Raw genomic sequence first — 25,530 nt, forward strand, 5'->3', positions numbered from 1 at the left:
CAAAAGGCAAGCAGATGTCAAGATCAGCCGCTAAAGCTATCAAGATTATTGCAAATTTTGCAAGAAAAGGACAAAATGATCAAAAAAGCTTATTTTATCACTTGGACATGCTATAATGACCCTAAATGAAAGGAACAGAGGAGGACGTCTGAATGGGAGAATGGACTGTTGAAATGGAATTTTACCGCTTGCGGAAGGCGCCTGGGGATGAGGAGAAGGCCGAGTCCTTGGAGTATCTCGAGCGGGCCTGGGCCCTGGAGATTGTGTCGGCACATGAGCGCTACCTGGACCAGGCCCTGGAGCTATGGCCGGAGAACTTAGATGCCCTGATGCTGCGCTTGGAGCGGATTCCCCTGCCTGCCCGGCTCCTTTACCTGGAGGCGCTAGCCCAGGAACACAAGGCGACTTATCTGAAGGGGCCTAAGCTGTCCTATGCCAACCTTGCCCAGCGGCCTTATCTCCGCTTGCTCCATGAGATTGGCTCCCTCTATACGGAGATGGGGCGCTATCCCCTGGCAGCTGAGATCTATGACATCTTGCTCCGGGCAGGAATGACTGAGCGTTTTGAATTTAAGCGGGAAATCCTGATTCTCTACTACCATACGGGGGACTGGGAAGGGATGGCCCAAGTTTACCCCAAAATAGAGGCGGACGAGATCCATGAGATCATCCTCCTGCCCTGCCTGCTACTCGCTTACCGGACTGACCACTTGCTCTGGGTGGATTACTTCTGGCAAGAACTCAACCGGCTCAACTCAGACTTGGCCGAGTTTTTCAGCCAGGACAATTGGCCTATTGAAGACATTGTGAACCTCGAAATGACCCCTCACAATCTAGTCGATTACCTGACCAAGCACGACTACCAGACCTTGGTCTTGGCGGCTAACCCCATCCTGCCTAGTCTCTTGTCTGATGACTACAGTTATAAGTTCTTCAAGGAAAAGGCTAAAGCCAAGCCAGCCCAAAGCTTGACTTTGGCTGACCTGGAAGAGGACCATAACCTGGCGGAAGCTCTCAACCTCTACCACCTGTATAATGCCGGGAGTGATAACAGCGAGAGCTTCCGGGACCGGGCCTATTCCGCATTTCTTTTTGAAAGGGGCGAAGCGCATGACCAAGAAGCTGGGCCAGAAGTGGCGGCTTGGTGGCTTGAGCAAGTGATCGGTGAGAAGGGCGCTGCCTTGTTGACAGAAGCAGGCTATGCGAGCTTTGAGGCTCTGGCCCAAGCCAACGCCAATGACCTCCTCGCCATCAAGGGAATCGAACACGAAATGATAGTCCGTCTCAGACAATGGGGGCTGGCTATCTAATGGCTCAATTGGAAAGCCATGCCGCTAATGAAATAACTGAGATCCTGTTGACCGCAGGATCTTTTTTGTTTTGCCGTGTCATCAAGGAGCTGTAAAGATTAAGATCCTTTAAAATTTTGTTTACTTTGCCTGACGCTTTTGCTATGATTAGAATACAGTGGGAAAAATTAAAAAATACTCATATTTTCCACCCCGGTGGTTTTTTATTTTTAGGAGGATTGCTTATGACGAGTGAGCAGAAAAAGAAAAAATTAGGCCTTGTGCCGCGACTGATTATTGCTATTATTTTAGGGATTATTGCCGGTCAACTGTCCTTTATTCCGGAATGGTTCCTGCGTGCCTTCATCACCTTCTCCGCCATCTTCTCTAGTTTCCTGAACTTTGTGATTCCTTTTATGATCATTGGTTTAGTGATCAAGGGGATTGCTGACTTGAGTGATGGGGCGGGGCGTCTGTTGGGGATTACCGCACTGACTTCCTATATTTCGACCTTGATCGCGGGGTCCATCGCCTATACCACCGCCATTACCCTCTTTCCTCACTTCATCACGGATGACTTAGTCCAGAAGCTGAATGAGGCAGGGGAGGGCTTGACCCCTATCTTTGAAATTCCCTTGGAGCCCTTCTTCGATGTGACAGGTGCTATTATTTTTGCCTTCATGATGGGGCTAGGGATTTCTTGGTTACGGCAAAAAGGCCAGGGCGAGGCCCTTTATGAAGTTTTCAGCGACTTTGGGGAAGTGATCACCCAGGTCTTAGCGACAGTGGTGATTCCCTTACTTCCTATTTATATCTTCGGGAACTTCGCCAACCTATCCTACACCGGATCGGTCTTTACGATTCTGGGCGTCTTCTGGAAGGTCTTCATTGTGGTGATTATTCTTCACCTGCTCTATATCAGCGCTATGTTCGTGGTAGCTGGTCTCTATGCGGGTAAGAATCCGATCCAATTGATCAAGAACCAGATCCCAGGCTATATCACAGCCGTTGGGACCCAGTCATCAGCAGCAACCATTCCAGTCAATATTGAATGTGCTGAGAAGAATGGGGTGTCTGAGGATATCCGGAACTTCGTGGTGCCGCTCTGTGCGACCATCCACTTGGCCGGGTCGATGATCACCATTACTTGCTGTTCCATGACCCTCTTGCTGATGTATGATATGCCCCATCCTTTCTCGATGATGCTTGGCTTTATCATGATGCTAGGGATCGCCATGGTTGCTGCACCAGGAGCGCCAGGTGGAGCCATTATGTCGGCCCTGCCTTTCCTGCCCATGGTTGGAATTGTTTCAGACTCTATGCAGCAGTTGATGATTTCCCTCTATATTACCCAAGATAGTTTTGGGACCGCCGCCAATGTGTCGGGTGACAACGCCATTGCGGTCTTCATCGATAAATTACACCAAGACAAGAAGTAAAATATTTTCCCACTGAAGAGCTCGATTTTACCGGGCTCTTTTTTAATTGCAATTTCAGAACATACGTTCTATAATAGGTGGGAACACACGTTCTATTGGAGGGAGTATTATGGAAGTTCATGATGATTATATTTTTGACTATGATAAGGAACCGCGCCGGGAGATTCTCTGCATTGACTGCAAATCTTTTTATGCTTCCGTGGAGGCGGTAGACCGCGGCTTAGATCCTTTGACAGCTAAATTAGTCGTGATGTCCTACCCGCCAGATGGACCGAGGAAAAGGGCTTCGGGCTTGATCCTCGCCTCGTCACCAGCTGCCAAGCAAGCCTATGGGATTTCCAATGTGTCCCGAGCTAGGGACCTGCCCTATCCTTATCCTGACGACCTCTATATCGTTCCCCCGCGCATGCGCTATTATATGGAGAAGAACCAGGAGATTAACCAAATTTACCAGTCTTTTGTGGCGGCGGAAGACCATGCCGTCTACAGCATCGATGAGAGTTTTATGGACATTACCGCATCGATGCGGCTCTTCAAGCAGAAGACAGCGGGGAACTTTGCGGCTATGGTCCAGCGGGCGGTTTATGAAGGAACTGGCATTTATGTGACGGTCGGCATCGGAGATAATCCTTTATTAGCCAAGCTGGCCTTGGACAATGCGGCTAAACATCAGAAAAATATGCGGGCGGAGTGGCGCTATGAAGATGTCCCCCAGACCCTCTGGCAAATGGACTGCCTGACTGACTTTTGGGGGATCGGTAAGCGGATGGCCCGCAAGCTCCAGGCCCTGGGCATCCAGTCCATTTACGACCTGGCCCACAGCAACCCCTATCTGCTCCGCGATAAGTTTGGCCGGCTAGGCGAGCAGGTCTATGCCCACAGTTGGGGGATTGACCGGTCTTTTATCGAACCGCTCAAGCCGCCGAAGACTAAGAGTCTGGGCAACCATCAAATCTTGCCCCGCGATTATGACCAGGCTGGCGAGGTCTTGACTGTGGTCAAGGAGATGGGTGAGCAGCTGGCCACGCGTTTGCGCCGGGAGGGCTATAAGGCGCAGGGCCTGACCTTGGTCCTGGGCTATTCCAAGGGCTACTGTTCGCCGGATGGCAGGACCTTCCGCCGGGCTTCAGGTCGACTCTTGGCTAGCCAGCGACGGTCTGAGCTTCTCCCCGTCCTCGAGCGCTTATTTGCTCAAATCTACCAGGGGCAAGTGGTTCGAAATATCGGCGTTTCGGCCTTTGACCTGGAGGAAGCGGGCTGTGAGCAGCTGTCCCTCTTCGCCGCTGATCCCAAGACGGATGCCCTGGAAGCAGTCATCGATAAGATCCGTCAGAAGTATGGCTTTAAGAGCCTGGTCCCCGCTACCTCGCTATGTTCCGGTGCCCGCGCCATCGCCCGGTCCCAGCTCGTCGGCGGACATGCAGGGGGCATGGCAGGGATCGAGGATGTGGCGACGGATGGCTAGGAGGGGCAAGCACTTTACCGATTACAATGCCTACCACGACCGCGGCTTTCACTTGAAGTGGCGGACGGCTTTTGCCTTAGATGAACTGGTCCAGAGCATTGAAGGCAACATCAAAGAAGACCAAAAAGACAATGCCAAAGAAGCTCAAATGTCCGCTCGAGCAATAAGCCAAGTCCTCTACCAGGCTTATGTTTACCAGCGCCCGGTGGAATTCCAGCTCAACCGCTATGACCAGCTGGGCCGCATCTCTGACAAGCGCCAGGCATATTTTAATGGTCTCTGGGATGCTAGAGGACTTTGGCTGGACGGGGACTTTTACCCCTGGGAAGACCTCCGCCACATCCGACTCCTGCCTTATCAGAAATGGTCAAAATAAAGGTCAAAAAATGTCAATTAAAAGGTTGACCTTTTCTGACCAATAGGCTATAATAAGAGTATGCAAAGGAGTGATAAGATGAATAATATGGAAATGACAACGGCCATGCAAGAAGCCTTAGCCAATGCCCAACAGATTGCTAAGGTCCGCCAACATCAAGAAATAACCGTTGCACATTTATTCAAAGCCATGGTAGAGCCAGGCAACTTCGCATACAATTTCTATCAACGTTTAAACATCGACATGAATGCGCTAGAAGCTGAATTAGACCGTGAACTCGATAAAATTGCCAGTGTCAAAGGGGACAATGTCCAATATGGGCAGGCAATTTCTAGGGGACTTGCTGAATTAATTCAAAAGTCCCAAGACTTAGCTGCTGCAAGAGGGGATGAATACCTCTCCACAGAAGTTGTCCTCTATGCGATTTTTGACTTGACTTATTTAGAGCTCAGCCAGTGGCTCAACCGCGTATCCAGTAAAGAGGCTGCCCAAGCCTTGATCGATGACTTAAGAAAGGGTGATCGTGTGACTTCCAAGAATGCAGAAGAAAACTACGAAGCATTAGAAAAATATGGGGCCGACCTGACCCAACTTGCCCGGGAAGGGAAGATGGATCCAATCATTGGTCGGAACGAAGAAATCCGTGATGTAATCCGGATTCTCTCGCGTAAAACCAAGAATAACCCTGTCCTGATCGGGGAACCAGGGGTCGGTAAGACCGCCATTATTGAAGGCCTGGCCCAAAGAATTGTCAAAGGGGATGTCCCCAGCAACTTAAAAGATAAGAAATTAATCTCCCTCGATATGGGGGCGCTGATTGCAGGGGCCAAGTACCGGGGCGAATTCGAAGAACGGCTGAAGGCTGTTTTAAATGATGTGAAAGCTTCTGATGGGGAAATTATCCTCTTCATCGATGAAATCCACATGATTGTTGGGGCTGGTAAGACAGAAGGCTCCATGGACGCCGGTAACTTGCTCAAGCCTATGTTAGCCCGGGGTGAATTGCACTGCATCGGGGCCACGACCCTGGACGAATACCGGGAATACATGGAAACCGACAAGGCCCTGGAACGCCGCTTCCAAAGAGTCTTGGTTAAGGAACCAACTGTGGAAGACACCATCTCTATCCTGCGTGGCCTGAGCGAAAGCTTTGAAAACCACCACCATGTCAAGGTCCACGACCAAGCCCTAGTGGCAGCAGCCCAGTTATCGGACCGCTATATTACCGACCGCTACCTGCCAGACAAGGCCATTGACCTGGTCGACGAAGCCTGTGCTGAGATCCGGGTGGAAATGAACTCCATCCCAACTGAACTAGACATGCAACGCCGCCGTCTTCTCCAATTAGAGATTGAAGAAGAAGCCCTCAAGGAAGAAGAGGATGACTTTTCTAAGCAAAGATTGGCTGAACTCCAAGAAGAATTAGCTGAAGTCCGGGAAAAAACCAACCAGTTAACCATGGAATGGGAAAACGAAAAAGAAGGGCTCAAGAAGATCCAAGACAAACGTCAAGAATTGGATGACGCCAAGCGGCAATTAGAAATGGCCCAACAAAATTATGACCTGGAAAAGGCAGCTACCCTCCAACACGGGACCATCCCTGCCTTGGAAAAAGAATTGAACCAAATGGAAGCTGACTATGCTGAGGACATGGAAGGCCGGTCCAGCCTAGTCCAAGAAGCTGTCACAGAAGAACAAATTTCTGAAGTGGTTTCTCGTCAAACCGGCATTCCTGTGTCGAAATTGGCTGAAAGTGAACGGCAAAAACTCCTCGACTTAGATGACCGCCTCCACCAACGTGTGATTGGTCAAGATGAGGCCGTGGATACCGTCAGCAACGCTGTCCTCCGCTCGCGGGCCGGCATCCAAGACCCTGACCGCCCACTCGGTTCCTTCCTCTTCCTAGGACCAACTGGGGTCGGGAAGACCGAACTGGCCAAGGCCTTGGCTGAACAAATGTTTGACAGCGAAGACAACATTGTCCGCATCGACATGAGCGAATACATGGAAAAAGCTAATGTCTCCCGCTTGGTCGGTGCCGCACCAGGATACATTGGCTACGAAGAAGGGGGCCAATTAACTGAAGCTGTCCGCCGCCACCCTTACTCTGTCGTTCTTCTAGACGAAATCGAAAAGGCCCATCCGGATGTCTACAACATCCTCTTACAAATTCTAGATGATGGTCGCTTGACTGATGGCCAAGGCCGGACCGTCGACTTCAAGAATACCATTATCATCATGACCTCTAACCTAGGCTCCGATATCTTGCTAGAAGACAGCGAGTCAGGTCAGGATGAAATTTCTGAAGAAGCGCGTGACCAAGTCAAAGACCGTCTCCATAGCTACTTCAAACCTGAATTCTTGAACCGGATTGATGACATTATCTTCTTCAGTCCACTGTCTAAAGACAATATGACAGGCATTGTGGCTAAGCTCTTGGAACAACTCAACCAACGCTTAGCTGACCAAAACATCCACCTCGACTACAGCCAAGAGGTCCTCCAATGGATTGCTGATGAAGCCTATGAACCTCAATTTGGGGCCCGTCCACTGCGTCGTTTCATCACCAACCATATCGAGACCCCACTGGCCCGGGCAATTATCGCCGGCGATATCCAATCGGGGCAAGCAGTGCAAATTAAAGAAAAAGACGACCAAGTCAGTTTTGAAGTCGAATAATACGATAGAGTCCGACAACAGTCGACAAGTCCTGGATTGTAGCCTTATTGTTAAGAGAGCACAAGGAAAGTCATAATTGGCTTTCCTTGTGCTCTCTTTTGCTTTTAAAGGGGCAATTCTTTCCGTTTTCTTTGGGATACTGGTAAGATAGAGTTAAAGGAATGTCCTATAATTTAGAGAGGTGGTTTCTATGGAGAAGCAGTCTTTAGTAGGAATAGTCAGACATTTGCGAAAAGAAATTCAGGAGGAAGGGCAAGCTCTCTATGCGAGTTGGGAGCCTCAGACTATCCGGGAAGATTTTCGATCGAGTGCTAAGAACCTGGCGGCCTATGCGGTGATGCGACGGAGGGACCTGCGCGAGCTCCAAGACCGTCTCGACAAGCTCGGTTACCAGGGGTTCAGAGGGATTGAGGCCAATGTGCTCGCGGGCCTCGATCACTTAGTCCAGGTCATCCAGGGGGAGGCGGTGGCCAATGAAGAGGCGCGCTGGGCTGAAATGGACCAAGCCAAGGCCCAGACTTTCCAGATTTTCGGCCTAGAAGCTGGTAAGCGGGCCCAGAACCTGGTGAACTTGCCCACGGAGGCTGGTCGAGATCCCTATTATGTTAGTGATTTAAGCCAGGCGGGTATGGACCTGGCCCGGATTAATTGTGCCCATGACCAGGCTAAGACCTGGCAAGCTATGGCCAAAAATATCCAAGCAGCTGGTAAAGCCAAGGGGCGCCAGCATCCCATTTACTGTGACTTAGCAGGGCCCAAAGTCCGCATCGAAGCCCTCTATACTGAGCAGCAGAATCCCCGAGTCTTTGCATCTGATACTTTCTTCATTAGCCATGTCAAGCCCTTGGAAGATTTCCAAGACCAAAACTTGGTGCTCTACACTCCCCAGCAAGACCTGATCCAATCTCTGGAAGTGGGGGATCCGGTGGTGATGTATGATGGCGACCTCCTCGCCCATGTGACCTCCCAGCACGAGGAGGGGGTTGTGGTTGAAGTCGACCGGGTGCGCAAGACCAAGGGGCAGAAGATTAAGGCGACCAAGGGAATGAACTTCCCCGGTCGAGATAACCAGCTGCCCATTCTCACACCTGCTGACTGCCAAGCCATGGAAGCAGTCAAGGATTTTGCCTGGGGGTATAACTTTTCTTTTGTCCGTCAAGTGGCAGATATTGTGGCGATTAAGGCCCAGCTTGCTGAGGTCTACGGGGAAGAAACGGACCAACATCCGCCTTTCTTTATCAAAATTGAAACCCAGTCGATCCTCGAAAATCTTTTCCCAATCTTAGTGGAGGCTAACCGTAACCATTATGCGGGTCTGATGATTGCCCGGGGCGACTTGGCGGCTGAACTGGGCTTCTGACGCTTGGCCAGTGTCCAAGAAGACCTGGTCGCTATCGCCCGAGCCGCCCGGATTCCGGTGATTTGGGCCACTCAAGTGATGGAGAATATGGTCAAGACCGGTATCCCTACCCGGGCTGAGATGGCCGATGTCATGTTGGCTGGCCGCTGTGACCTGGTCATGCTCAATAAGGGCGGCCACATCCAGGAAGGCATCCAACTCCTCAACCAGGTCCTAGACCAGTCGCGCTACTATATGCCAACCAGTCCCTCCCCCTTGCGTCCACTAGGTTTAGAACCTGACAAAAAAGATGCTAGTAGCTTTTAATTTACAAGTTTTACAAAAAATTAGCCCTGGTTTCATTTCAAAAATGATGGACCAGGGCTAAAGGTTTTTGTCATAGCCCTGCTTTTGCCTCCCGTCCTTTTTACTTGCGGGCTGGCCCGTGCTATACTAGGGGAGAAAAAAGGAAATGAAGAGGCGGTAAAGGATGAAAACTCTATATTTAATGCGACACGGTCAGACCCAATACAATGTGGAAGGCCGGATCCAGGGCTGGTGCGATTCGCCCCTAACGGAAACAGGGCGCGACCAGGCCAGCCGGGTGAATAGCTACCTCCAAGCAGAGGGGCTAGAAGACTGGGCTTATTTGGCTAGCTCTGATTTAAAGCGGGCCCAGGATACCCTAGCCTTGGCTCAGAGCCCCAGAGAAGATTTCCACCTGCTGTCGGGGCTAAGAGAAGCTTGCTTCGGCCAATACGAGAAGCAGTCTCGCGACCACCTGCCCCGGGAAGACTTCAACCGGAAGATTAAGGCAGCGGGTGGGGAGACCATCCCAGAGGTCCAAGAGCGGCTGGTACGCACCTGCACCTATATTATGGAACAGATTGAAGAAGGCGAGAAGGCCTTTGCGGTTGCCCATGGCCGCTGTATCCGCCTCTTTGCGGATTACTGGCAGGCCAAACAAGGCCAAGAAGCGGTCGGTGAAATCGCCAACTGCTCACTTTTGGTCTTTAACTACGACGGCCAAGCCTTCCAACTCAAAGAAATCATCGTCCCCTAGGGTGTGAGGGAGCGCGGGTAGAAGTGGACCTCTGGAGCAAAGCGCCAGAGAAGCCTGAAAGTCTTCGACGGTGCTTTGTGAAGAGGAGTCGCTTCTGCGCGACCGAACCCGACTACCCTAGGGTGTGAGGGAGCGCGGGTAGAAGTGGACCTCTGGAGCAAAGCACCAGAGAAGCCTGAAAGTCTCCGACGGTGCTTTGTGAAGAGGAGTCGCTTCTGCGCGACCGAACCCGACTATAGGGTGTGAGAGGATGCGGGAGAAAGGGAGCTCTGGAGTAAAAGACTAGAGAAGGCTGGAGGCCTTCGACGGACTTTTATGAAGAGGAGGCCTTTCTGCATCCTCGAACCCGACTACAAAACCTGCTCCAATGGTCCAGGCCTAAACGACTTTTGTCACACTCTAGGCAGGGTGTGGGCAAGACCCTTTAATTTTCAAAGCCTGGCAGTTACAGTGATCGGGTGCTCGATCTGGTTAGGGTCCAATCGGCTTTTGTCACCGTCTTGGCTATGGTATACTTAGGCTAAGAAATAAACGGAGGACAAGCCATGTTAAAAAAATTCCAACCGACCTGGATGTTGGATACGATTCTACAGATTAGCCCGGACCAGGCCCGAAAGCACCAGATCAAGGCCATCATTACGGACTTAGATAATACACTCATACCTTGGAATTCCGCCCAGGTTCCGGAATACTTGAAACAGTGGGCGGAGGAGATGACCAGTTCGGGCATTGAGATCTTGATCTTGTCCAATAATAACGGCCTCCGTGTTGCCGATGTGGCCAAGCAGTTGGGGGTCCGCTATCTGGCTCCAGCCTACAAGCCGCGCTCGTCGGGTTACCTGGCAGCCCTCAAGGCATTGGATATGACCAAGGATGAGGTGGCCTTTGTGGGCGACCAGCTCCTGACCGATGTCTTCGGCGCCAACCGTCTGGGCATCCGTACCATCCTGGTCAAGCCCGTCGTCAAGACAGATGGCATGTGGACCCGGGTCAACCGCGGTGTTGAGAAACCCTTGAAATTTTTACTAGATAAATTCCATAAGAATTGGGAATGGAGGAATCAATTAGATGACAGATGAGTCATTGAAATGTATCGGATGCGGCGCTAGCATACAGACAGTTGATAAGAACCAGCGAGGCTATACGCCCAAGTCCGCCTATGAGGCTGGACTTGAGACTGGTGAACTGTACTGCCAGCGCTGTTTTAAATTGCGTCACTACAATGAATTGCAGGGGGTGACCATGAGCCACGACGACTTCCTGGCTATCCTCAATGGGATTAGCGACGAGGATGCCTTGGTGGTAAATGTGGTGGATATTTTTGATATCTCGGGCAGCCTGATCCCTGGTCTCAAGCGCTTTGTAGGGGACAACGACCTCTTGCTGGTGGCCAATAAGCTGGACCTTCTGCCCAGCTCCATCAAGGAAAGTCGCTTGACACACTGGGTGAAGAAATACGCCCGGTCCCAGGGCCTAGTGGTGGAGGACCTGCTCTTAACCAGCGCCCAAACCCAGCACCATGTGGATGATTTACTGGAAGAGATCGAGCGCTTGCGCAAGGGCCGCAATGTCTATGTGGTCGGTGTCAGTAATGTCGGCAAGTCAACCTTAATTAACAGTATCCTCAAGGCGACAGGGATTGCTGGTGACCTCATCACGACCAGCGTTTTTTCCGGAACGACTTTGGACTTGGTGGAAATTCCCTTCGATGAATCCTCTTATCTCATCGATACCCCGGGGATTATGGAAGACGGCCAGCTCACTTCCCAGCTGTCCGCTGAAGGGCTCAAGCAAGTCATGCCCAAGAAACGAGTTAAGGCCCGGACCTATCAAGTCAACCCTGAGCAGAGCTTCTTTATCGGAGGCCTGGTCCAGGTTGACTACTTGGCGGGGGACCGCAATAGCTTCACCTTCTACCTGAGCAATGCTCTGAAGATCCACCGCCGCAAGCTGGAGGGGGCTGAAGCCTTCTACGTCGACCATGTGGGGGAACTTCTGACCCCTACGATTGAGGGAGCTGGTGACCGGGTCCGGCGTGAATTCCAAGTCAAGGCCGGCCAGGATCTGGTGATTTCAGGCCTGGGTTGGTTGACGGTGGCAGAGGATGCCAAGCTAGCCATTTACAGTCCTAAGGGGATCGATGTCCTCGTGCGGGAAGCCCTCATTTAAGTTAAGGAGCGTGAAAGATGTTAAACAATAAAGAAAAGAAGTATCTCAAAAAGATTGCCCAAAAGGAAAAGGCCATTTTTCAAATTGGAAAGAATGGCTTGAATGATGAATTAATTAAGCAAGTGGACCAGGCCCTAGAGAAGCGGGAATTGGTAAAATTAAACATCCTCCAAAATTCCAGCGCCGAGGTCGACCAAGCAGCTGAGGAATTGGCGACTGGCTTGCGGGCAGAGGTTGTCCAAACCATCGGCAAGACCCTGGTTCTCTACCGGCCTTCCCAAGAAGCCAAGAACCAAAAGCTGTCAGCTGAAGTCAAGGCTTTGGGCTAGGAGGCGAGCGTATGGGAGCGCGTGACCAAAGCGCTGGCCTTGCGCTAGCCAGCCAATTAGAAGAAAGGACAAAGAAGCGGCGCCGTGTGGGGATCTTAGGCGGGAGCTTTAACCCCATCCACCAGGGCCACTTAATCATTGCCGACCAGGTCTATGATAAGCTCTGCTTGGACCAGGTTTACCTGATGCCCAACTACCAGGCCCCCCATGTGGATCCCAAGGCTTTTCTGGATGCAGACAAGCGCTTGGCCATGTTAGAGTTGGGGATTGCCGGCAATGAACACTTGGCTATTGAAAGCCTTGAACTCGAACGCAAGGGCAAGTCCTATAGCTTTGATACTATGGATATCCTGACCAAGCTCAACCCCGATACGGATTATTATTTCATTATTGGTGCGGACATGGTGGAATACCTGCCGACCTGGTACCGGATTGACGACTTGGTCGAGATGGTTCAATTTGTTGGGGTTAAGCGTCCAGGCTATCAACTGGAAACAGACTATCCGGTCCTCTATGTCGATGTGCCGGAAATGGCGATTTCCTCGACCCAGATCCGCCAAGCTGTTAGCCAGGGCCACAGTATTCGCTACCTTGTCCCTGAAGCTGTCAGACACTATATTGAAGAGGAGGGATTGTATCTTGACGCTTGACGAGATGACCTATCAAAAAAACTTAATCCAGGTTTCTCGAGCAGAACTCTTGGACCGGGCCCAAGCCCGCTTGTCTAAGAAACGCTTCCGCCACCTCTTAGGGGTAGAAGAGGCAGCCGTCCACCTGGCTGACCGCTATGGCGAAGATAAGGAGCGGGCCAGTATCGCAGCCTTGCTCCATGACTATGCCAAGGAGGCGAGCTTAGACGAGCTCCAGGCCTTTGCTGACCATCCAGATTACGATCCAGACTGGCCTGAAGCGGGCAATGCCATTTGGCACGGGCCGCTCGCTGTTCTGATGGCTAAGCGCGATCTGGGATTGGACGATCGGCTGATTGAGCAAGCCGTTTGGAACCACACCCTGGGGAGTTTAGCCTGGACGGGCTTGGATAAGATTTTATACATTGCCGATTATATTGAAGCCAACCGCGACTTTCCCGGGGTCAAAGAAGCCCGCAAAGTCGCTGAAAAATCACTGGACGCTGCCGTTGACTACAAGATCCGGCATAGTTTAATGCATTTATTGGAAACAAGGAAGCCAATCCACCCACAAACGATTGCCGTTTATAACCAGTGGGTGCAAGCACATGAGGAGGATGCCTTTTAATGACAGCTAAGAATACGGAACTATTAGAATGCGTGGTAAAAGCGGCGGACGACCGTTTGGGTAAGGACATTGTTGCCTTAGATATGGCGGGCTTGACCACCTTGGCCGACTACTTCGTGATCGTAACGGCCAATAATGAGCGCCAGGTGAACGCAGTCGCCGACGCTGTGGAAGAAGCGGTCTATAAGAACGGCTTTGACGTCAAACAAGTGGAAGGCCGCCAAGCAGGCAAATGGATCCTACTGGATTGCCACGATGTCATTGTTCACATCTTCCAAGCGGATGAGCGGGAACGCTATAACTTGGAAAAACTTTGGCATGAAGCCCCACTTCTAAACCTTAACAACTGGTTGAGCTAAGATGGCTGACAAGAATTACCAAGTCTTCCAGGAGGTTTACGACCTCCTCTTCGACAAGTCCCTCTATCCGGCTTGGGCTGATTTTTGCCAGGAGGCTCTGGACCGCTACCTGCCAGGCCAAGACCGCTACCGGCTCTTGGATGTAGCCTGTGGGGACGGGGAGTTTGCCTTGGAGATGCTTGAGCGCGGCTTTGACGCTAGGGGCTATGACCTGTCCGAAGACATGGTAGATCGCGCCCAAGCCCGCTTGGAAGAAGCTGGCTACAGGGACCGCATCTACCAGGGGAATATGTTGGAAGACCAAGCAGAAACAGGCTATGACTTGCTGACTCTTTTCTGCGACAGCCTCTGCTACTTGGAGGGGCCAGAAGAGCTAAGCCAATGTTTCATGGCCCAGGCCAAGGCCTTAAAAGCTGGGGGACTTTTTATCTTTGACATCCATTCGGCCTACCAGATGAACCAGGTCTATCCCGGCTACCAATATATTGAAGAATGGGATGATGCCGTTTTTACTTGGCGGAGTGAACAAGTTCGGGGCGAAGGGACCATCGACCACTTGCTAAATATCTTTGTCGAAGACCCAGAAACGGGCTATTATGAACGCCATGAAGAGCTTCACCGGGAACAGATTTTTCCTTTGTCCTGCTACCAAGACTTGCTCAAGCAAGCCGGCTTTGTGAACGTGCAGGTGAGTGCTGACTTTAGCTTTGAAGCTCCTGGTCCCGAAAGTCAGCGTCTCTTTTTTACCTGTGTGAAGGAGGCTTAGGATGCGTGCCTGTGGTGTGATTGCAGAGTGGAATCCTTTCCACAATGGCCACGCTTACTTGTTGAGTGAGGCCAGGCGGGTCAGCCGAGCCGACCTGGTTGTGGCCGTGATGAGCGGCAATTACTGCCAGCGCGGGGAACCGGCCATCGCCTCGAAGTGGGACCGGGCTGGGGCGGCTTTGGCCAATGGGGCTGACTTGGTCGTGGAACTGCCGCTTTGGTGGGCTAGCCAGTCGGCCAATTATTTTGCCCAAGCAGCTATTGCTTATCTGAATGTCCTGGGCTGCCAGGATATCGCTTTTGGCGTTGAGACGGCTGATTTTAGCCCTTATCTGACCTTTGCGTCTTGGTTGGCTCAGCATCCTGAAGCTCTGGACCGGGCCCGGCAGACAGTCAGCCAAGCCAAGGACAGCCATGCTGACCAGGAATTGGCGACTTGGGCCTATCTTTTGGACCAGGAAGAGGACTTGGCAGGTCTTCATTTAGATTTTGAAGACCAGTCCAATACCCTCTTGGCCATGGTCTACGCCTTAACGATTTACCGTGGTCAATTCCATATGATGCCCCATCCTATCCAGAGGCAAGGCGACGGCCACCGGCAAGATCAGGCGGTGGACCAACACTTCGTCTCGGGGACCTATCTCAGGCAGGCCCTCCAATCAGGGGAGCTAGGAGACCTAGTCCCTTACTTGCCGGAAGAGATGCTTTCACGCTTGGCCAAGCAGGAGACTTTTCCCAGTCTCGAAGCTCTTTATCCCTATATTCGCTACCTGCTCTTAGTCCAGGACCGAAAGACTTTGGCCCAGGTTCATCTGGTGGATGGGGGGATTGAAGGTCGACTCCAAGACGCTGCCCGTCAGCACCGGAATTTGGAGGACTTCTTGGCTATCGCTCAAACGCGGTCCTGGCCCCGCTTGCGGCTCCAGCGTCTCCTTCTCATGCTGGCCCTGCAAGTTTCCAAAGACCGGCTCCAAGCCCTCCATCAGGGGCCCCAGCCCATTTTTATCCTGGCCCAGTCAGAGGCAGGACGGGCCTATTGCCGGTCCATCAAGAAAGCTTTACCCGCTAATTACTGCTGGATAGGGCGGGTCAACCGCGACGTCGCCCAGACCTGGCCCGAGTGGCTAGCGGCCGACCAAATCTACAGCGACTATTTAATCCAGACAGACCGAGACGAGAACTTTGGGCGTTGGCCGATAAGCCCTTGAAAAAATAATCATAGAAAGGGAGCAAGAAGAAAAAAATGACTTGTCAAGGAAATATCATTGACAAATGCTCGATGAGTCGGTATAATTTTTCTTGTTGCTTAATGGTGGTCAATCATGAAATGGTCATTTCAAGAATTACGAATTCAGGCGCAAGATCCTCTAGCCATCGATACCAGCATCGAAATCTCCGATGAGATGCAGGAGCGTAGCGATGAGATCCTAGCCATGTCGCCCGTGAAGGTTGACGGCTTCGTGATTTATGAAGAGGCAACTGTATTGGCACAACTGCAAATAGCATTAGATGTGACGCTACCATCTTCACGATCCTTAGAGCCTGTCAATGTGTCGATGGCCTTTTCCATTAATGAGCGTTACTTGCCTAAGGGCATGGAAACAGATATCATTGATGATGAGGCGGTTCTACAAATCGAAGTTGAAGGGAATTCAGTCGATCTCAAAAGAGCGATTGAAGACAACATCTTGCTCCATTTGCCGCAACAGCGCTTAACAGCTGAAGAAGCAGAGGAGCAAGAGCTTCCAATGGGCAAGGACTGGGATATGATGACGGAGGATTCTTACCGCTCAAGTCTTAAGGGCGAGGAAAAAATCGATCCGCGCCTTGCAAAGCTGAAGGACTTGTTTGCTGATGAAGCGTCTGAAGATTAAATGACGATATAGGAGGTGTGAATGATGGCAGTACCAAAGCGTAAAACATCAAAAGCAAAAAAACGTTCACGTCGTACACATTATAAATTAAACGTACCAGGTATGAACGAATGCCCTAACTGCGGCGAATTACGTAAATCACATCACGTATGCCCAGCATGCGGTTACTACAACGGTAAAGATGTGATGACTGAAGAAGCAGCTGAATAAGTTGATTAGAAAGGTTGGGATCCCCAGCCTTTTTTTGTTAGGGTGTGAGGGCGCGCGGTTAGCTTCCTTTCACTGGAGCAAGTCACCAGAGCAGTCTGCAAGACTGCGGCGGAGACTTGTGAAGTGACAAGGAAGCTGAGCGACCGAACCCGACTAGTTAGGGTGTGAGACTTGGCGCTTAGACTCGGATGATTGGAGCAAGTCAGAAAAAGAGCGAAGAATTCGCTCGTTTCTGACTTGTGAAATCACTCCGAGTCTGCCAAGTCGAACCCGACTAATAAGGGTGTGAAGGCTAGCGGGAGAAATAGACCTCTGGAGCCAAAAGCCAGAGAAGGCTGAAGGCCTTCGACAGATTTTGGTGAAGAGGAGCTATTTCTGCTAGCCTGAGCCCAACTAGGGTGTGAGCAAGAGCGCCCAGACTTGAATGATTGGAGGCTCATCGAAAAAGGCTGACCTTGGTCAGACGTTTCGATGAGCTGAAATCACTTCAAGTCTGCTCTTGCGAACCTGACTATAGGGTGCGAGAAAAGGCGGTCAGAAGCTTACCACTGGAGCACGAACGAAAAAGGGCAAGCCCCTCTTGCACGTTTCGATCGTGTGAAGTGGAGAAGCTTCTGCCAAGTCGAACCCGACTACAGGGTGTGAGCAAGAGCTAATAACTAGGCCCGGACTACTCTTACAAAAACTTAGCGTAAGTGCTTACAGACTTTTGCCACATTCCTTATTAAAAGTATGCTAAAATAAAAGAAAAAAGACGGGGTGTTGCTCATGGAAGCTTTTACTTGGTTTGAAATTATTCTCTATATCCTTCCCATCCTCACCATTATCCTGGTGGCTAAGTATGGGAAGCCTTATTTGTCGGACGGCAAGCATATTAACTTGGTGGTCATTGATGTGGTCCACCCTATTCTCTGGCTCTGCTTCCACCTCGTCTCTCAATTGGTTCTCCACTGGTCCTTCCTGCCTATTGTGCTCGGTATCGTTTCCGTTCTGGCCCTAGCCATCCTCGCCATCCAGTTCCGCGATAACCTGCCCTTCACACCGGGGCGCTTTCTGCGTCGGCTGTCCAACCTAAGTTTTATTATCGTTTTTCTTCTCTATTACGGCTTTGTTTTCTACCGGATCTTCGCTTTGATCTTCGCCTAGATTGCTTATCTAAATATTAAATCAATTGAAATCCATCAATCCATGGACCCCAAGCCAGCAGCCCACCGCTCCTGGTTTGGGGCCTTTTTTTGTATCTTCCCCTCAATCTTTAAACTTTTGTTTAGTCTGTTCACGAAAGGGGAAAAATTGTGGAGAATTGTGGTGCAAAGTGGTAGATTATGGTAAACTTAACTTAATTTAGGAATTAAATCTTTGAAAAGTGGTTTAAACCATCGGGGCTGAGGCTGAGGGTGACGATAAGATGTTAATGGGCGAGTACAAACATAATATCGATAGCAAGGGTCGTCTAATTATTCCAGCGAAACTGCGGGAAGAATTAGGGGAGCTTTTTGTGCTTACCCGGGGGCTCGATGCCTGCATCTTCGCCTATCCCTTGGCCACTTGGGAGCAGATCCAGTCGAAATTAAAGGACCTGCCCTTGGTGAAACGCCAGGCCCGGGCCTTCACCCGCTTCTTTTATTCAGCAGCGGTTGAAGTTTCGGTCGACAAGCAGGGTCGGGTTAACATCCCCCAGGTCTTGTTGGACCATGCTCAGATTGAGAAGGCTTGCCAGATTGTAGGCGTTATGGACCGGGTAGAAATCTGGAGTAGCGACACTTGGCAAGCCTACCAAGACGAACTTGATGATAGCTTTGAAGATATTGCTGAAGAATTATTTGACTTAGGTTTATAGGAGGAGGTCCTAGGGTGACAGAAGACTTTAAACATATTACCGTGCTGCGTGAGGAAAGCGTGGAGGCCCTGCAGGTGAAAGCAGATGGCATCTATGTGGATTGTACCTTGGGCGGTGGGGGCCATAGCCGGCTGATTTTAGACCACTTGTCTGACCAAGGTCGGCTCTACGCCTTTGACCAGGACCTCACAGCTATCCAACATGCAAAAGAACGATTTGCCGAAGAAATCGCCCAAGGCAAACTGCAATTGATCCACCGCAACTTCCGCTATCTTAAGGAAGAATTGGCGCGTTTGGACGTTGACGGTGTGGATGGGGTTCTCTATGACCTGGGCGTCTCCTCCCCCCAGCTGGACCAAGTCGAGCGGGGCTTTAGCTACCACCAGAACGCGCCCTTGGACATGCGGATGGACCAAACAGCTTCTTTGACTGCCGAAGATATTGTCAATGACTGGTCCTATGACCAGCTGGTTAAGATCTTTTACCGCTATGGTGAAGAGAAGTTTGCCAAGCAGATTGCCCGGCAGATTGAGCACCGTCGCCAGGACCACCGGATCAAGGAAACTGGCGAATTGGTCGAGCTCATTAAAGAAGCCATTCCAGCTCCTGCCCGACGCAAGGGCGGTCACCCGGCCAAACGGGTCTTCCAAGCTATTCGGATTGCGGTTAACGATGAACTCGGCGCTGTGGAAGATTCCTTAGAAGCGGCCTTGGACTTGCTCAAGGTCGGCGGTCGGATTTCCTGCATTAGCTTCCAATCCCTGGAGGACCGGATCGCTAAGCAGCTCTTCAAGGACGCCTCGACGGTCGACCAACCACCGGCCAATATTCCAATCCTCGCCCAGGACCTGGAAGAGGCCTCCTACCGCTTGGTCACCCGCAAACCAATCTATCCATCAAAAGAAGAATTGGCCCATAATCCACGGGCCCAAAGCGCTAAATTGCGTGTTATCGAAAGAATTAACGATTAATCACACTCGTGAAGGGAGAAAAAACATGGGACTCTTCGCACTACACCCAGAACAAGCAAGTCTTGCCTATGCCATGCCAGCTGAGAAGGCGGCGCCCTTGGAGGATCAACCATCTAGCCCCAAGAAAAGTCAGGTCCACCTGGTCCAAAAACCAGCCCATAAAGTACGCAGTCAGAAGCGTTTTCTGACGACGGCGGACTGGATCAAATTGATCAGCATGTTCATGGCGACTGCTGCCTGCCTGATCTTTCTCGTTGCTAGCAAGGCCCAGTACATGCAGGCCGACCAGGAACTCAAAGGCATCCAGGCTCAAATTTCGGATGTGCAGAATAACAAGAATAATATCCAACAGAAGGTCAACGAACTTGGTAACTATGACCGGGTCATGGAGGTCGCTAAAGACCAAGGATTGACCATGGATGAAGACAATATAAGGAATGTGGAAGAATGAAAACAAGCCAAGAGCAAAGAAAACAGCGGCGTCAATTCCTACATTGGATGCTGATCGCTGTTGCCGTCCTCTTCGCTAGCTTGATCTTGAGATTTGCCTTTATTATGCTCGGTGGCCATGTTAATGGAGTGGACCTCGAGCAGAGCGCCCAAGCCATGTATCAACGAAGTAGTATCTTAACGGCTAAACGGGGGACCATCTATGATATCGGTGGCAACCCCCTCGCCCTGGATGCTACTTCTTATTCATTGTATGCCGTCTTGACCGAGGCTTGGCAGGACGCTGAACACGTTACTGCAGAAACGCGTGACCATACGGCTGAGGTCTTGAGCCAGCACTTGGATATGGATAAGGAAGAGATCCTGAAGATCCTCTCAACGAAGAATGTTAACCAGGTAGAATTCGGCAATGCGGGGTCAGACCTCTCCTATGCCCAAATGGACGCCATCCGCCAGGAAAAATTACCAGGCATTGAATTTAGAGAAACACCGAGCCGGTCCTATCCTAATGGGGTCTTTGCTTCCCACCTGGTTGGCTACGCCCAGTTCAAGCAGGCTGAGAATGCCATGGATGACCGCTTAGTCGGCCAGCTGGGTCTGGAGAAGAACAAGGACCAGGAACTCCAAGGCAAGAATGGCTATGTGAGCTTTAGCAAGGCCGAGCAAAACGACCAGGAAGAGGAGGCGGCAGATGACCAAATCGCCCCTGTGGATGGACAGAACCTCTACACGACCCTGGACTCTCGCTTACAAACCTATTTAGAGACCCTGGTGACCCAGGTCAATGACACCTACAAGCCAGAGAACCTAACAGCCATGCTGGTGGACCCAAAGACCGGTAAGATCGCAGCGGCTACCCAGCGCCCCACCTTTAACCCGCAGACCCGGGAAGGGCTGGATACCATGTGGAAGAACTTGCTCGTCGAAGAATCTTTCGAGCCGGGCTCTACCATGAAGGTCTTGACCCTGGCAGCTGCCATTGAAGAAGGGGTCTTTGATCCTAATGCTACCTATATGTCAGGGGCTATCAGCGTGGATGGCGGCGTGATTCGCGACTACAACCATGTCGGCTGGGGTATGATCAGTCAGCTGGACGGGGTAGCCCGGTCTTCCAACGTGCTCTTTGTCCAATTAGTGGGCGATATGGGCTATGATGTTTGGAAGGAATACATGTACGAATTTGGCCTCATGCAAAAACCTAACTCCGTCTTCAAGGAAGAGGTTGCGGGGTCTATGTCCTATGACTATGAAATTGAAAAAGTCTCAACCGGCTTCGGTCAGGGTCTCCGTGTGACGCCTTGGCAGATGGTCCAGGCCTTCACTGCCATTGCTAATGGGGGAGAGATGATGCGCCTGCAAATTATCGACCGGATGGAAAACAGCCAGGGCGACTTGCAAGTGGTCCAACCCGAGAAGATTGCCGCCCCGATCTCCAATGAAACGGCCCAAAAGACTCTCCAATACCTGCGCCGGGTGGTCGAAGATCCCCAAGGTACCGGACAAATGTATGCCGTGGAAGGCACCGAGATTGTGGCTAAGACGGGGACGGCTGAAATCTATGATACGGACAAGCAGACCTATCTGAGTGGAGGCTTTAACTACCTCTATTCGGTAGTTGGTTTTGCCCCAGCTGATAATCCCCAATACATCCTCTACCTCACCATCAAAAAACCGAAGATGGCAGGGGATGGTAAACAACCAGCAGTCATGTTAGCAGATATCTTTGTTCCCCTATTAACACGGGCCCTAGATTATGCTAAGCTAGCTGAGACAGGAGGCTATGACCAGACTGAGATGGTCGATGTGACTGGGAAGAATCCGGGCGCTGCCCAACAAGAATTAGAGCGCCAAGGCTTCCTCAAGGTAGAAGTCCTGGGAACTGGCAAGCAGGTCATCGACCAGTCACCTAAGCCAGGGAGTAACTATTCTATGGCCAAGAAGGTCTATCTCTTGACTGATGAAGGCGTCCGCCTGCCAGACTTTAGCGGTCTGACACGCAACGAGAGCGAGGCACTAGCCAAGCTCCTCAACATCCCGGTGCGGATTGAGGGCGAAGGGCTCGTCGTCGGTCAGAGTGTGGATGTGAACACACCGATTGAATCAGTCGACCAAGTCCTCCTACAACTCCAACAACCTTAACTGAAAACAACGAAAGGGTTTCGATATGCTATTAAGTTTCATTTTCTGCTATGCCATCACCACGCTGGCCATGCCTTTCTTTATCAAGTACATGCACCAGAAACAGTTTGGACAAGCTATCCGTGAAGAAGGGCCGGCCTGGCACCAAGCCAAGAGTGGGACTCCAGCCATGGGGGGCCTGGTCTTTTTGGGGGCCAGTGTGGTCACCATCTTGATGATGAGTATTGTCCAACAGCACTGGTCTAACAGTGCTTGGTCCCTTGTCATCGCCCTCCTCTTCTTTGGCGGGATCGGCTTTGCGGATGACTTTCTGAAGATTTTCAAGAAGCAAAATGAGGGCTTATCCTCCAAGCAGAAGTTTGTCCTCCAGCTCTTGGGATCGGCACTGATGTCCTTTATCTTTGTCCTCTTTGGCTTGGAAGTTGAAATCCCTATCTTCAACATCGCCAGCCTGAGCCATCCCATCTTGATTTTCTTCTTCTTACTTTTTTGGATCACCGGCTTTTCCAATGCCTTTAACCTTACCGATGGGCTGGACGGCCTGTCGTCAGGTTGTGGGATTATTTCTTTTGCTGCTTATTTAATCATGGCCCTCCAAGCTGGCGAGCAAGGAATTGCCCTTTTCTGCGTGACCATGATTGCTGCCTTGCTCGGTTTTATCCTCTTCAATGTGAAGCCAGCCAAGATCTTTATGGGGGATGTGGGGTCTTTGGCCTTGGGAGCGGTGCTCGCCGTTCTCTCTCTTTTGATTGGTAACCCGTGGACCCTGCTCTTTGCTGGGATTATTTATGTGGCAGAGACGGCCAGCGTGATCTTGCAGGTAGCTTCTTTCAAACTGACGGGCAAGCGGATCTTTAAGATGAGTCCTATCCACCACCACTTCGAGATGCTAGGTTGGTCTGAATGGAAGGTCGACCTAGTCTTCTGGGCTGTTCAAATTATCGGCGCACTGATCGCCATCGCTATCTTCTAGGAGGAAATTATGGAAGAAAGACTAGAAATTAATCGGGAATCGCTAAAAAATAAAAAAGTCCTGGTCCTAGGCTTGGCCATGACAGGGATGAGCGTGGTTAGACACCTGACGGACCTGGGCGCCTTCGTCACTGTTAATGATATCAAGCCCTTAGAAGAAAATAAGGAAGCCCAGACCTTGATCGAAGAGAATGTCCGGGTCATTGCGGGCTCGCACCCGGTGGAATTGCTGGAGGAAGACTTTGCCTTTATGGTCAAAAACCCTGGCATTCCCTACAGCAATCCCATGGTCCAGGCCGCCCAAGCTAAAGGCTTGCCGGTCTACACGGATATTGAGTTGGTCGGCCAACTGACGCCAGCTGAAATTATTGGTATCACGGGGTCTAACGGTAAGACCACCACCGCTTCCTTGACCTTTCATATTTTAGAAGCTGCGACGGACTTGCCGGGCAAGAATTACCTGGCAGGGAATATCGGTCTAGCGGCCTTGGATGTGGCCCTGGATGCCAAGGCTAGCGATCGCTTGGTGCTCGAGCTTTCCAGTTTCCAATTGATGGGGACCTGCAGCTTCAAGCCTAAGATTGCCGCCATTACCAATCTTTATCCGACACATTTGGACTACCACGGGAGTATCGAAGCTTACCTGGAGGCCAAGTGGCAGATTACGGCCCAGCAGGAGGCTTCCGATTACCTGCTTTTGAACGCCGACCAGGCAGTGCTCTGGGACAAGCGTCATGAGACCCAAGCCCAAGTTATTCCTGTGTCACTAACGGGTCAGTCCCGGGAAGGAGCTTGGTACGACCGGGCTCACCAGCGCTTGATGTGGCGAGAAGAAGCCGTTGTCGAGCGGGACCAGGTCTTTATTCCTGGCGACCATAATGTCCAAAACGCCCTAGTAGCGATGGCCATTGCTAAATTATTAGGTGTTTCCAATACGGCCATTCAAGCCGCTTGCCAGAGCTTCCATGGGGTCGCCCACCGGATGCAATTTGTTTTGGACTACCAAGGTCGTCGCTTCTATAATGACTCTAAGGCAACCAATAACGACGCCGCGAAGACAGCTTTGCGGAGCTTCCAAGCCCCTATCGTTTGGCTTGCAGGAGGCCTCGACCGAGGACTTGGCTTAGAGGACTTGAAGCCCGAACTCGGCCAGGTCAAGGCCATGGTCGTGATGGGGCAGACAGCTGACCGCTTTGCCAAGCTAGCTGAAGACATGAAAATCCCTTATGTCCATGCCAAGAATATTGAAGAAGCCACTGACTTGGCCTATGCCCAGAGCCAAGCCGGCGATGTGATCTTGCTCTCGCCAGCCTGTGCCTCTTGGGACCAGTACCTCAATTTCGAAATGCGGGGCGAGCGCTTTGTCCAAGCGGCCAAGCACTTAGCCCAAAATAAAATGGATCATTAAATAGGAAGGATGGAAAGCATGCGCGTTGTCTTATCGGGTGGCGGAACGGGAGGCCATATTTATCCCGCACTTGCCTTACAGAAGAATATACTAGCCCATTACCCAGATGCTGAATTCCTCTATATTGGGACCGCCCAGGGAATGGAAGCGAAGATTGTGCCAGAACAGGGGATCCCCTTCAAGACAGTCCGAATCCAAGGCCTGAAACGGTCGCTATCAATGGATAATTTGAAGACGGCCTTTTATATGCTCCAGAGTGTGTCAGCGGCCCGCAAACTCTTGAAAGACTTCCAACCTGACGTAGTAGTCGGCACAGGGGGCTATGTCTGCGCGCCTGTCCTCTACGCCGCTTCACACTTGGGCCTGCCAACCGTGATCCATGAACAGAACTCGGTAGCCGGGATTACTAATAAGTTTTTAAGTCGTTATGTGGATAAGATTGCAATTTGCTTCGACCGGGTCAAGGCGGACTTTAGTCGCTATGCCCATAAGATTGTCTATACCGGCAATCCTCGAGCCCAGGAAGTGGCTGCTATCTCTGACAAGGTTGATTTGACGGAATATGGCCTGGTCAACAACCGTCCGACGCTCCTGATCTTCGGGGGTAGCCGGGGCGCTCAGCGGATTAATGATGCGGTCATGGCCTCGCTGGAAGCTTTCACCAAGCGGCCCTACCAAGTCCTGATCGCCACGGGTGAGATCTATTACGACGACTACCAAAAAGAATTTGATCACTTGGACCAGCTGACCAATGTCAAGGTGGTCCCTTATATCAAGAACATGCCCCAACTCTTTAATACGGTGGACCTAGTCGTCTGTCGGTCAGGGGCAACCACGTTAACTGAACTAACGGCTCTGGGGACGCCGAGCCTGCTGATTCCAAGCCCTAATGTGACGGGCAACCACCAGCAGCGCAATGCCGAATCCCTAGTCGACCACCGGGCAGCCAAGATGCTCTTAGAAGAGGACCTGAATAATGACCTCTTCTTGGAAATGATTGACGAATTGATGGCCGACGATATCCAGCGGGTACAGATGAGCCAACAAGCCCGACTGCTCGGAGTACCAGATGCAGCGGACCGTCTCCGCCGGGTCCTGGAGACAGCCATCGAAGAAAAATAAAGCCTAAAGGGGGAT

The 25,530-nt window shown here is 51.2% G+C and carries 24 protein-coding genes and 1 pseudogene; all 25 read left to right on the forward strand.

Annotation, left to right across the window (positions count from 1 at the left end):
* Window positions 1-152 precede the first annotated feature (152 nt).
* Complete coding sequence (locus QP339_RS02200; RefSeq protein WP_284910232.1) at window positions 153-1,310, forward strand: helix-hairpin-helix domain-containing protein; 1,158 nt, start codon at window positions 153-155, stop codon at window positions 1,308-1,310.
* A gap of 224 nt (window positions 1,311-1,534) precedes the next feature.
* On the forward strand, window positions 1,535-2,728 hold the full coding sequence (locus QP339_RS02205) for a dicarboxylate/amino acid:cation symporter (RefSeq protein ID WP_070617677.1): 1,194 nt from the start codon (window positions 1,535-1,537) through the stop codon (window positions 2,726-2,728).
* Window positions 2,729-2,837: 109 nt separating this feature from the next.
* A complete protein-coding gene (locus QP339_RS02210; protein WP_284910234.1) occupies window positions 2,838-4,193 on the forward strand; it encodes a Y-family DNA polymerase in 1,356 nt (451 codons plus the stop codon).
* Window positions 4,174-4,569, forward strand: a complete 396-nt coding sequence (locus QP339_RS02215) for a hypothetical protein (protein WP_284910237.1) — start codon at window positions 4,174-4,176, stop codon at window positions 4,567-4,569. Before QP339_RS02210 ends, QP339_RS02215 begins: the two co-directional genes overlap by 20 nt.
* A gap of 78 nt (window positions 4,570-4,647) precedes the next feature.
* On the forward strand, window positions 4,648-7,248 hold the full coding sequence (clpB, locus tag QP339_RS02220; RefSeq protein ID WP_284910238.1) for an ATP-dependent chaperone ClpB: 2,601 nt from the start codon (window positions 4,648-4,650) through the stop codon (window positions 7,246-7,248).
* Window positions 7,249-7,744: 496 nt separating this feature from the next.
* Window positions 7,745-8,914: pseudogene (locus QP339_RS02225) on the forward strand (pyruvate kinase).
* Window positions 8,915-9,077: 163 nt separating this feature from the next.
* Window positions 9,078-9,650 (forward strand): histidine phosphatase family protein, encoded by a 573-nt coding sequence (locus QP339_RS02230; protein WP_284910240.1) that lies wholly within the window; start codon window positions 9,078-9,080, stop codon window positions 9,648-9,650.
* Window positions 9,651-10,195: 545 nt separating this feature from the next.
* Window positions 10,196-10,729 carry a YqeG family HAD IIIA-type phosphatase gene (locus QP339_RS02235; RefSeq protein WP_284910242.1) on the forward strand — a complete coding sequence of 178 codons (534 nt, stop codon included), beginning with the start codon at window positions 10,196-10,198 and terminating at the stop codon, window positions 10,727-10,729.
* Window positions 10,719-11,819 carry a ribosome biogenesis GTPase YqeH gene (gene yqeH, locus QP339_RS02240; protein ID WP_284910244.1) on the forward strand — a complete coding sequence of 367 codons (1,101 nt, stop codon included), beginning with the start codon at window positions 10,719-10,721 and terminating at the stop codon, window positions 11,817-11,819. Before QP339_RS02235 ends, yqeH begins: the two co-directional genes overlap by 11 nt.
* Window positions 11,820-11,836: 17 nt before the next feature.
* Entirely contained in the window at window positions 11,837-12,148 is a 312-nt protein-coding gene (yhbY, locus tag QP339_RS02245; protein WP_284910246.1) for a ribosome assembly RNA-binding protein YhbY, read from the forward strand.
* Between the two features lie 11 nt (window positions 12,149-12,159).
* Window positions 12,160-12,798, forward strand: a complete 639-nt coding sequence (locus QP339_RS02250; RefSeq protein ID WP_284910247.1) for a nicotinate-nucleotide adenylyltransferase — start codon at window positions 12,160-12,162, stop codon at window positions 12,796-12,798.
* Window positions 12,788-13,405, forward strand: a complete 618-nt coding sequence (gene yqeK, locus QP339_RS02255) for a bis(5'-nucleosyl)-tetraphosphatase (symmetrical) YqeK (protein ID WP_284910248.1) — start codon at window positions 12,788-12,790, stop codon at window positions 13,403-13,405. The genes QP339_RS02250 and yqeK overlap by 11 nt, the downstream gene beginning before the upstream one ends.
* Window positions 13,405-13,764: a ribosome silencing factor gene (gene rsfS / locus QP339_RS02260; protein WP_284910249.1), complete on the forward strand. Its 360-nt coding sequence runs from the start codon at window positions 13,405-13,407 to the stop codon at window positions 13,762-13,764. Before yqeK ends, rsfS begins: the two co-directional genes overlap by 1 nt.
* Before the next feature lies 1 nt (window position 13,765).
* Entirely contained in the window at window positions 13,766-14,530 is a 765-nt protein-coding gene (locus tag QP339_RS02265; protein ID WP_284910250.1) for a class I SAM-dependent DNA methyltransferase, read from the forward strand.
* Window position 14,531: 1 nt separating this feature from the next.
* Window positions 14,532-15,737 carry a nucleotidyltransferase family protein gene (locus QP339_RS02270; protein ID WP_284910251.1) on the forward strand — a complete coding sequence of 402 codons (1,206 nt, stop codon included), beginning with the start codon at window positions 14,532-14,534 and terminating at the stop codon, window positions 15,735-15,737.
* 114 nt (window positions 15,738-15,851) lie between these two features.
* A complete protein-coding gene (locus tag QP339_RS02275) occupies window positions 15,852-16,403 on the forward strand; it encodes a YceD family protein (protein ID WP_070617709.1) in 552 nt (183 codons plus the stop codon).
* 24 nt (window positions 16,404-16,427) lie between these two features.
* A complete protein-coding gene (gene rpmF, locus QP339_RS02280; RefSeq protein WP_083272321.1) occupies window positions 16,428-16,613 on the forward strand; it encodes a 50S ribosomal protein L32 in 186 nt (61 codons plus the stop codon).
* Between the two features lie 768 nt (window positions 16,614-17,381).
* On the forward strand, window positions 17,382-17,759 hold the full coding sequence (locus tag QP339_RS02285; protein ID WP_067972090.1) for a DUF3397 family protein: 378 nt from the start codon (window positions 17,382-17,384) through the stop codon (window positions 17,757-17,759).
* Window positions 17,760-18,021: 262 nt separating this feature from the next.
* Window positions 18,022-18,453, forward strand: coding sequence for a division/cell wall cluster transcriptional repressor MraZ (gene mraZ, locus QP339_RS02290; RefSeq protein ID WP_070617712.1), 432 nt, complete (start codon window positions 18,022-18,024; stop codon window positions 18,451-18,453).
* A 14-nt stretch (window positions 18,454-18,467) separates the two neighbouring features.
* On the forward strand, window positions 18,468-19,424 hold the full coding sequence (gene rsmH / locus QP339_RS02295; protein WP_284910252.1) for a 16S rRNA (cytosine(1402)-N(4))-methyltransferase RsmH: 957 nt from the start codon (window positions 18,468-18,470) through the stop codon (window positions 19,422-19,424).
* Window positions 19,425-19,449: 25 nt separating this feature from the next.
* Entirely contained in the window at window positions 19,450-19,875 is a 426-nt protein-coding gene (gene ftsL / locus QP339_RS02300) for a cell division protein FtsL (RefSeq protein WP_284910253.1), read from the forward strand.
* Window positions 19,872-22,013, forward strand: a complete 2,142-nt coding sequence (locus tag QP339_RS02305; protein WP_284910254.1) for a penicillin-binding protein — start codon at window positions 19,872-19,874, stop codon at window positions 22,011-22,013. The genes ftsL and QP339_RS02305 overlap by 4 nt, the downstream gene beginning before the upstream one ends.
* 25 nt (window positions 22,014-22,038) lie before the next feature.
* On the forward strand, window positions 22,039-22,986 hold the full coding sequence (gene mraY, locus QP339_RS02310; protein ID WP_284910256.1) for a phospho-N-acetylmuramoyl-pentapeptide-transferase: 948 nt from the start codon (window positions 22,039-22,041) through the stop codon (window positions 22,984-22,986).
* A 9-nt stretch (window positions 22,987-22,995) separates the two neighbouring features.
* Complete coding sequence (gene murD, locus QP339_RS02315) at window positions 22,996-24,393, forward strand: UDP-N-acetylmuramoyl-L-alanine--D-glutamate ligase (protein WP_284910257.1); 1,398 nt, start codon at window positions 22,996-22,998, stop codon at window positions 24,391-24,393.
* A gap of 18 nt (window positions 24,394-24,411) precedes the next feature.
* The gene (murG, locus tag QP339_RS02320; protein WP_070617729.1) at window positions 24,412-25,515 is read left to right on the forward strand and encodes an undecaprenyldiphospho-muramoylpentapeptide beta-N-acetylglucosaminyltransferase; all 1,104 of its coding nucleotides are present in this window, start codon (window positions 24,412-24,414) and stop codon (window positions 25,513-25,515) included.
* The last annotated feature ends 15 nt before the right edge of the window (window positions 25,516-25,530 follow it).

The organism is Aerococcus sp. UMB7834, from assembly GCF_030215145.1.
GTDB lineage: Bacteria > Bacillota > Bacilli > Lactobacillales > Aerococcaceae > Aerococcus.

Bases quoted from the DNA above. Each gene is read 5' to 3' on its own strand.
- QP339_RS02200 (WP_284910232.1), top strand. From the start codon at position 153: ATGGGAGAATGGACTGTTGAAATGGAATTTTACCGCTTGCGGAAGGCG.
- QP339_RS02205 (WP_070617677.1), top strand. From the start codon at position 1,535: ATGACGAGTGAGCAGAAAAAGAAAAAATTAGGCCTTGTGCCGCGACTG.
- QP339_RS02210 (WP_284910234.1), top strand. From the start codon at position 2,838: ATGGAAGTTCATGATGATTATATTTTTGACTATGATAAGGAACCGCGC.
- QP339_RS02215 (WP_284910237.1), top strand. From the start codon at position 4,174: ATGTGGCGACGGATGGCTAGGAGGGGCAAGCACTTTACCGATTACAAT.
- clpB (WP_284910238.1), top strand. From the start codon at position 4,648: ATGAATAATATGGAAATGACAACGGCCATGCAAGAAGCCTTAGCCAAT.
- QP339_RS02230 (WP_284910240.1), top strand. From the start codon at position 9,078: ATGAAAACTCTATATTTAATGCGACACGGTCAGACCCAATACAATGTG.
- QP339_RS02235 (WP_284910242.1), top strand. From the start codon at position 10,196: ATGTTAAAAAAATTCCAACCGACCTGGATGTTGGATACGATTCTACAG.
- yqeH (WP_284910244.1), top strand. From the start codon at position 10,719: ATGACAGATGAGTCATTGAAATGTATCGGATGCGGCGCTAGCATACAG.
- yhbY (WP_284910246.1), top strand. From the start codon at position 11,837: ATGTTAAACAATAAAGAAAAGAAGTATCTCAAAAAGATTGCCCAAAAG.
- QP339_RS02250 (WP_284910247.1), top strand. From the start codon at position 12,160: ATGGGAGCGCGTGACCAAAGCGCTGGCCTTGCGCTAGCCAGCCAATTA.
- rsfS (WP_284910249.1), top strand. From the start codon at position 13,405: ATGACAGCTAAGAATACGGAACTATTAGAATGCGTGGTAAAAGCGGCG.
- QP339_RS02265 (WP_284910250.1), top strand. From the start codon at position 13,766: ATGGCTGACAAGAATTACCAAGTCTTCCAGGAGGTTTACGACCTCCTC.
- QP339_RS02270 (WP_284910251.1), top strand. From the start codon at position 14,532: ATGCGTGCCTGTGGTGTGATTGCAGAGTGGAATCCTTTCCACAATGGC.
- QP339_RS02275 (WP_070617709.1), top strand. From the start codon at position 15,852: ATGAAATGGTCATTTCAAGAATTACGAATTCAGGCGCAAGATCCTCTA.
- rpmF (WP_083272321.1), top strand. From the start codon at position 16,428: ATGGCAGTACCAAAGCGTAAAACATCAAAAGCAAAAAAACGTTCACGT.
- QP339_RS02285 (WP_067972090.1), top strand. From the start codon at position 17,382: ATGGAAGCTTTTACTTGGTTTGAAATTATTCTCTATATCCTTCCCATC.
- mraZ (WP_070617712.1), top strand. From the start codon at position 18,022: ATGTTAATGGGCGAGTACAAACATAATATCGATAGCAAGGGTCGTCTA.
- ftsL (WP_284910253.1), top strand. From the start codon at position 19,450: ATGGGACTCTTCGCACTACACCCAGAACAAGCAAGTCTTGCCTATGCC.
- QP339_RS02305 (WP_284910254.1), top strand. From the start codon at position 19,872: ATGAAAACAAGCCAAGAGCAAAGAAAACAGCGGCGTCAATTCCTACAT.
- mraY (WP_284910256.1), top strand. From the start codon at position 22,039: ATGCTATTAAGTTTCATTTTCTGCTATGCCATCACCACGCTGGCCATG.
- murD (WP_284910257.1), top strand. From the start codon at position 22,996: ATGGAAGAAAGACTAGAAATTAATCGGGAATCGCTAAAAAATAAAAAA.
- murG (WP_070617729.1), top strand. From the start codon at position 24,412: ATGCGCGTTGTCTTATCGGGTGGCGGAACGGGAGGCCATATTTATCCC.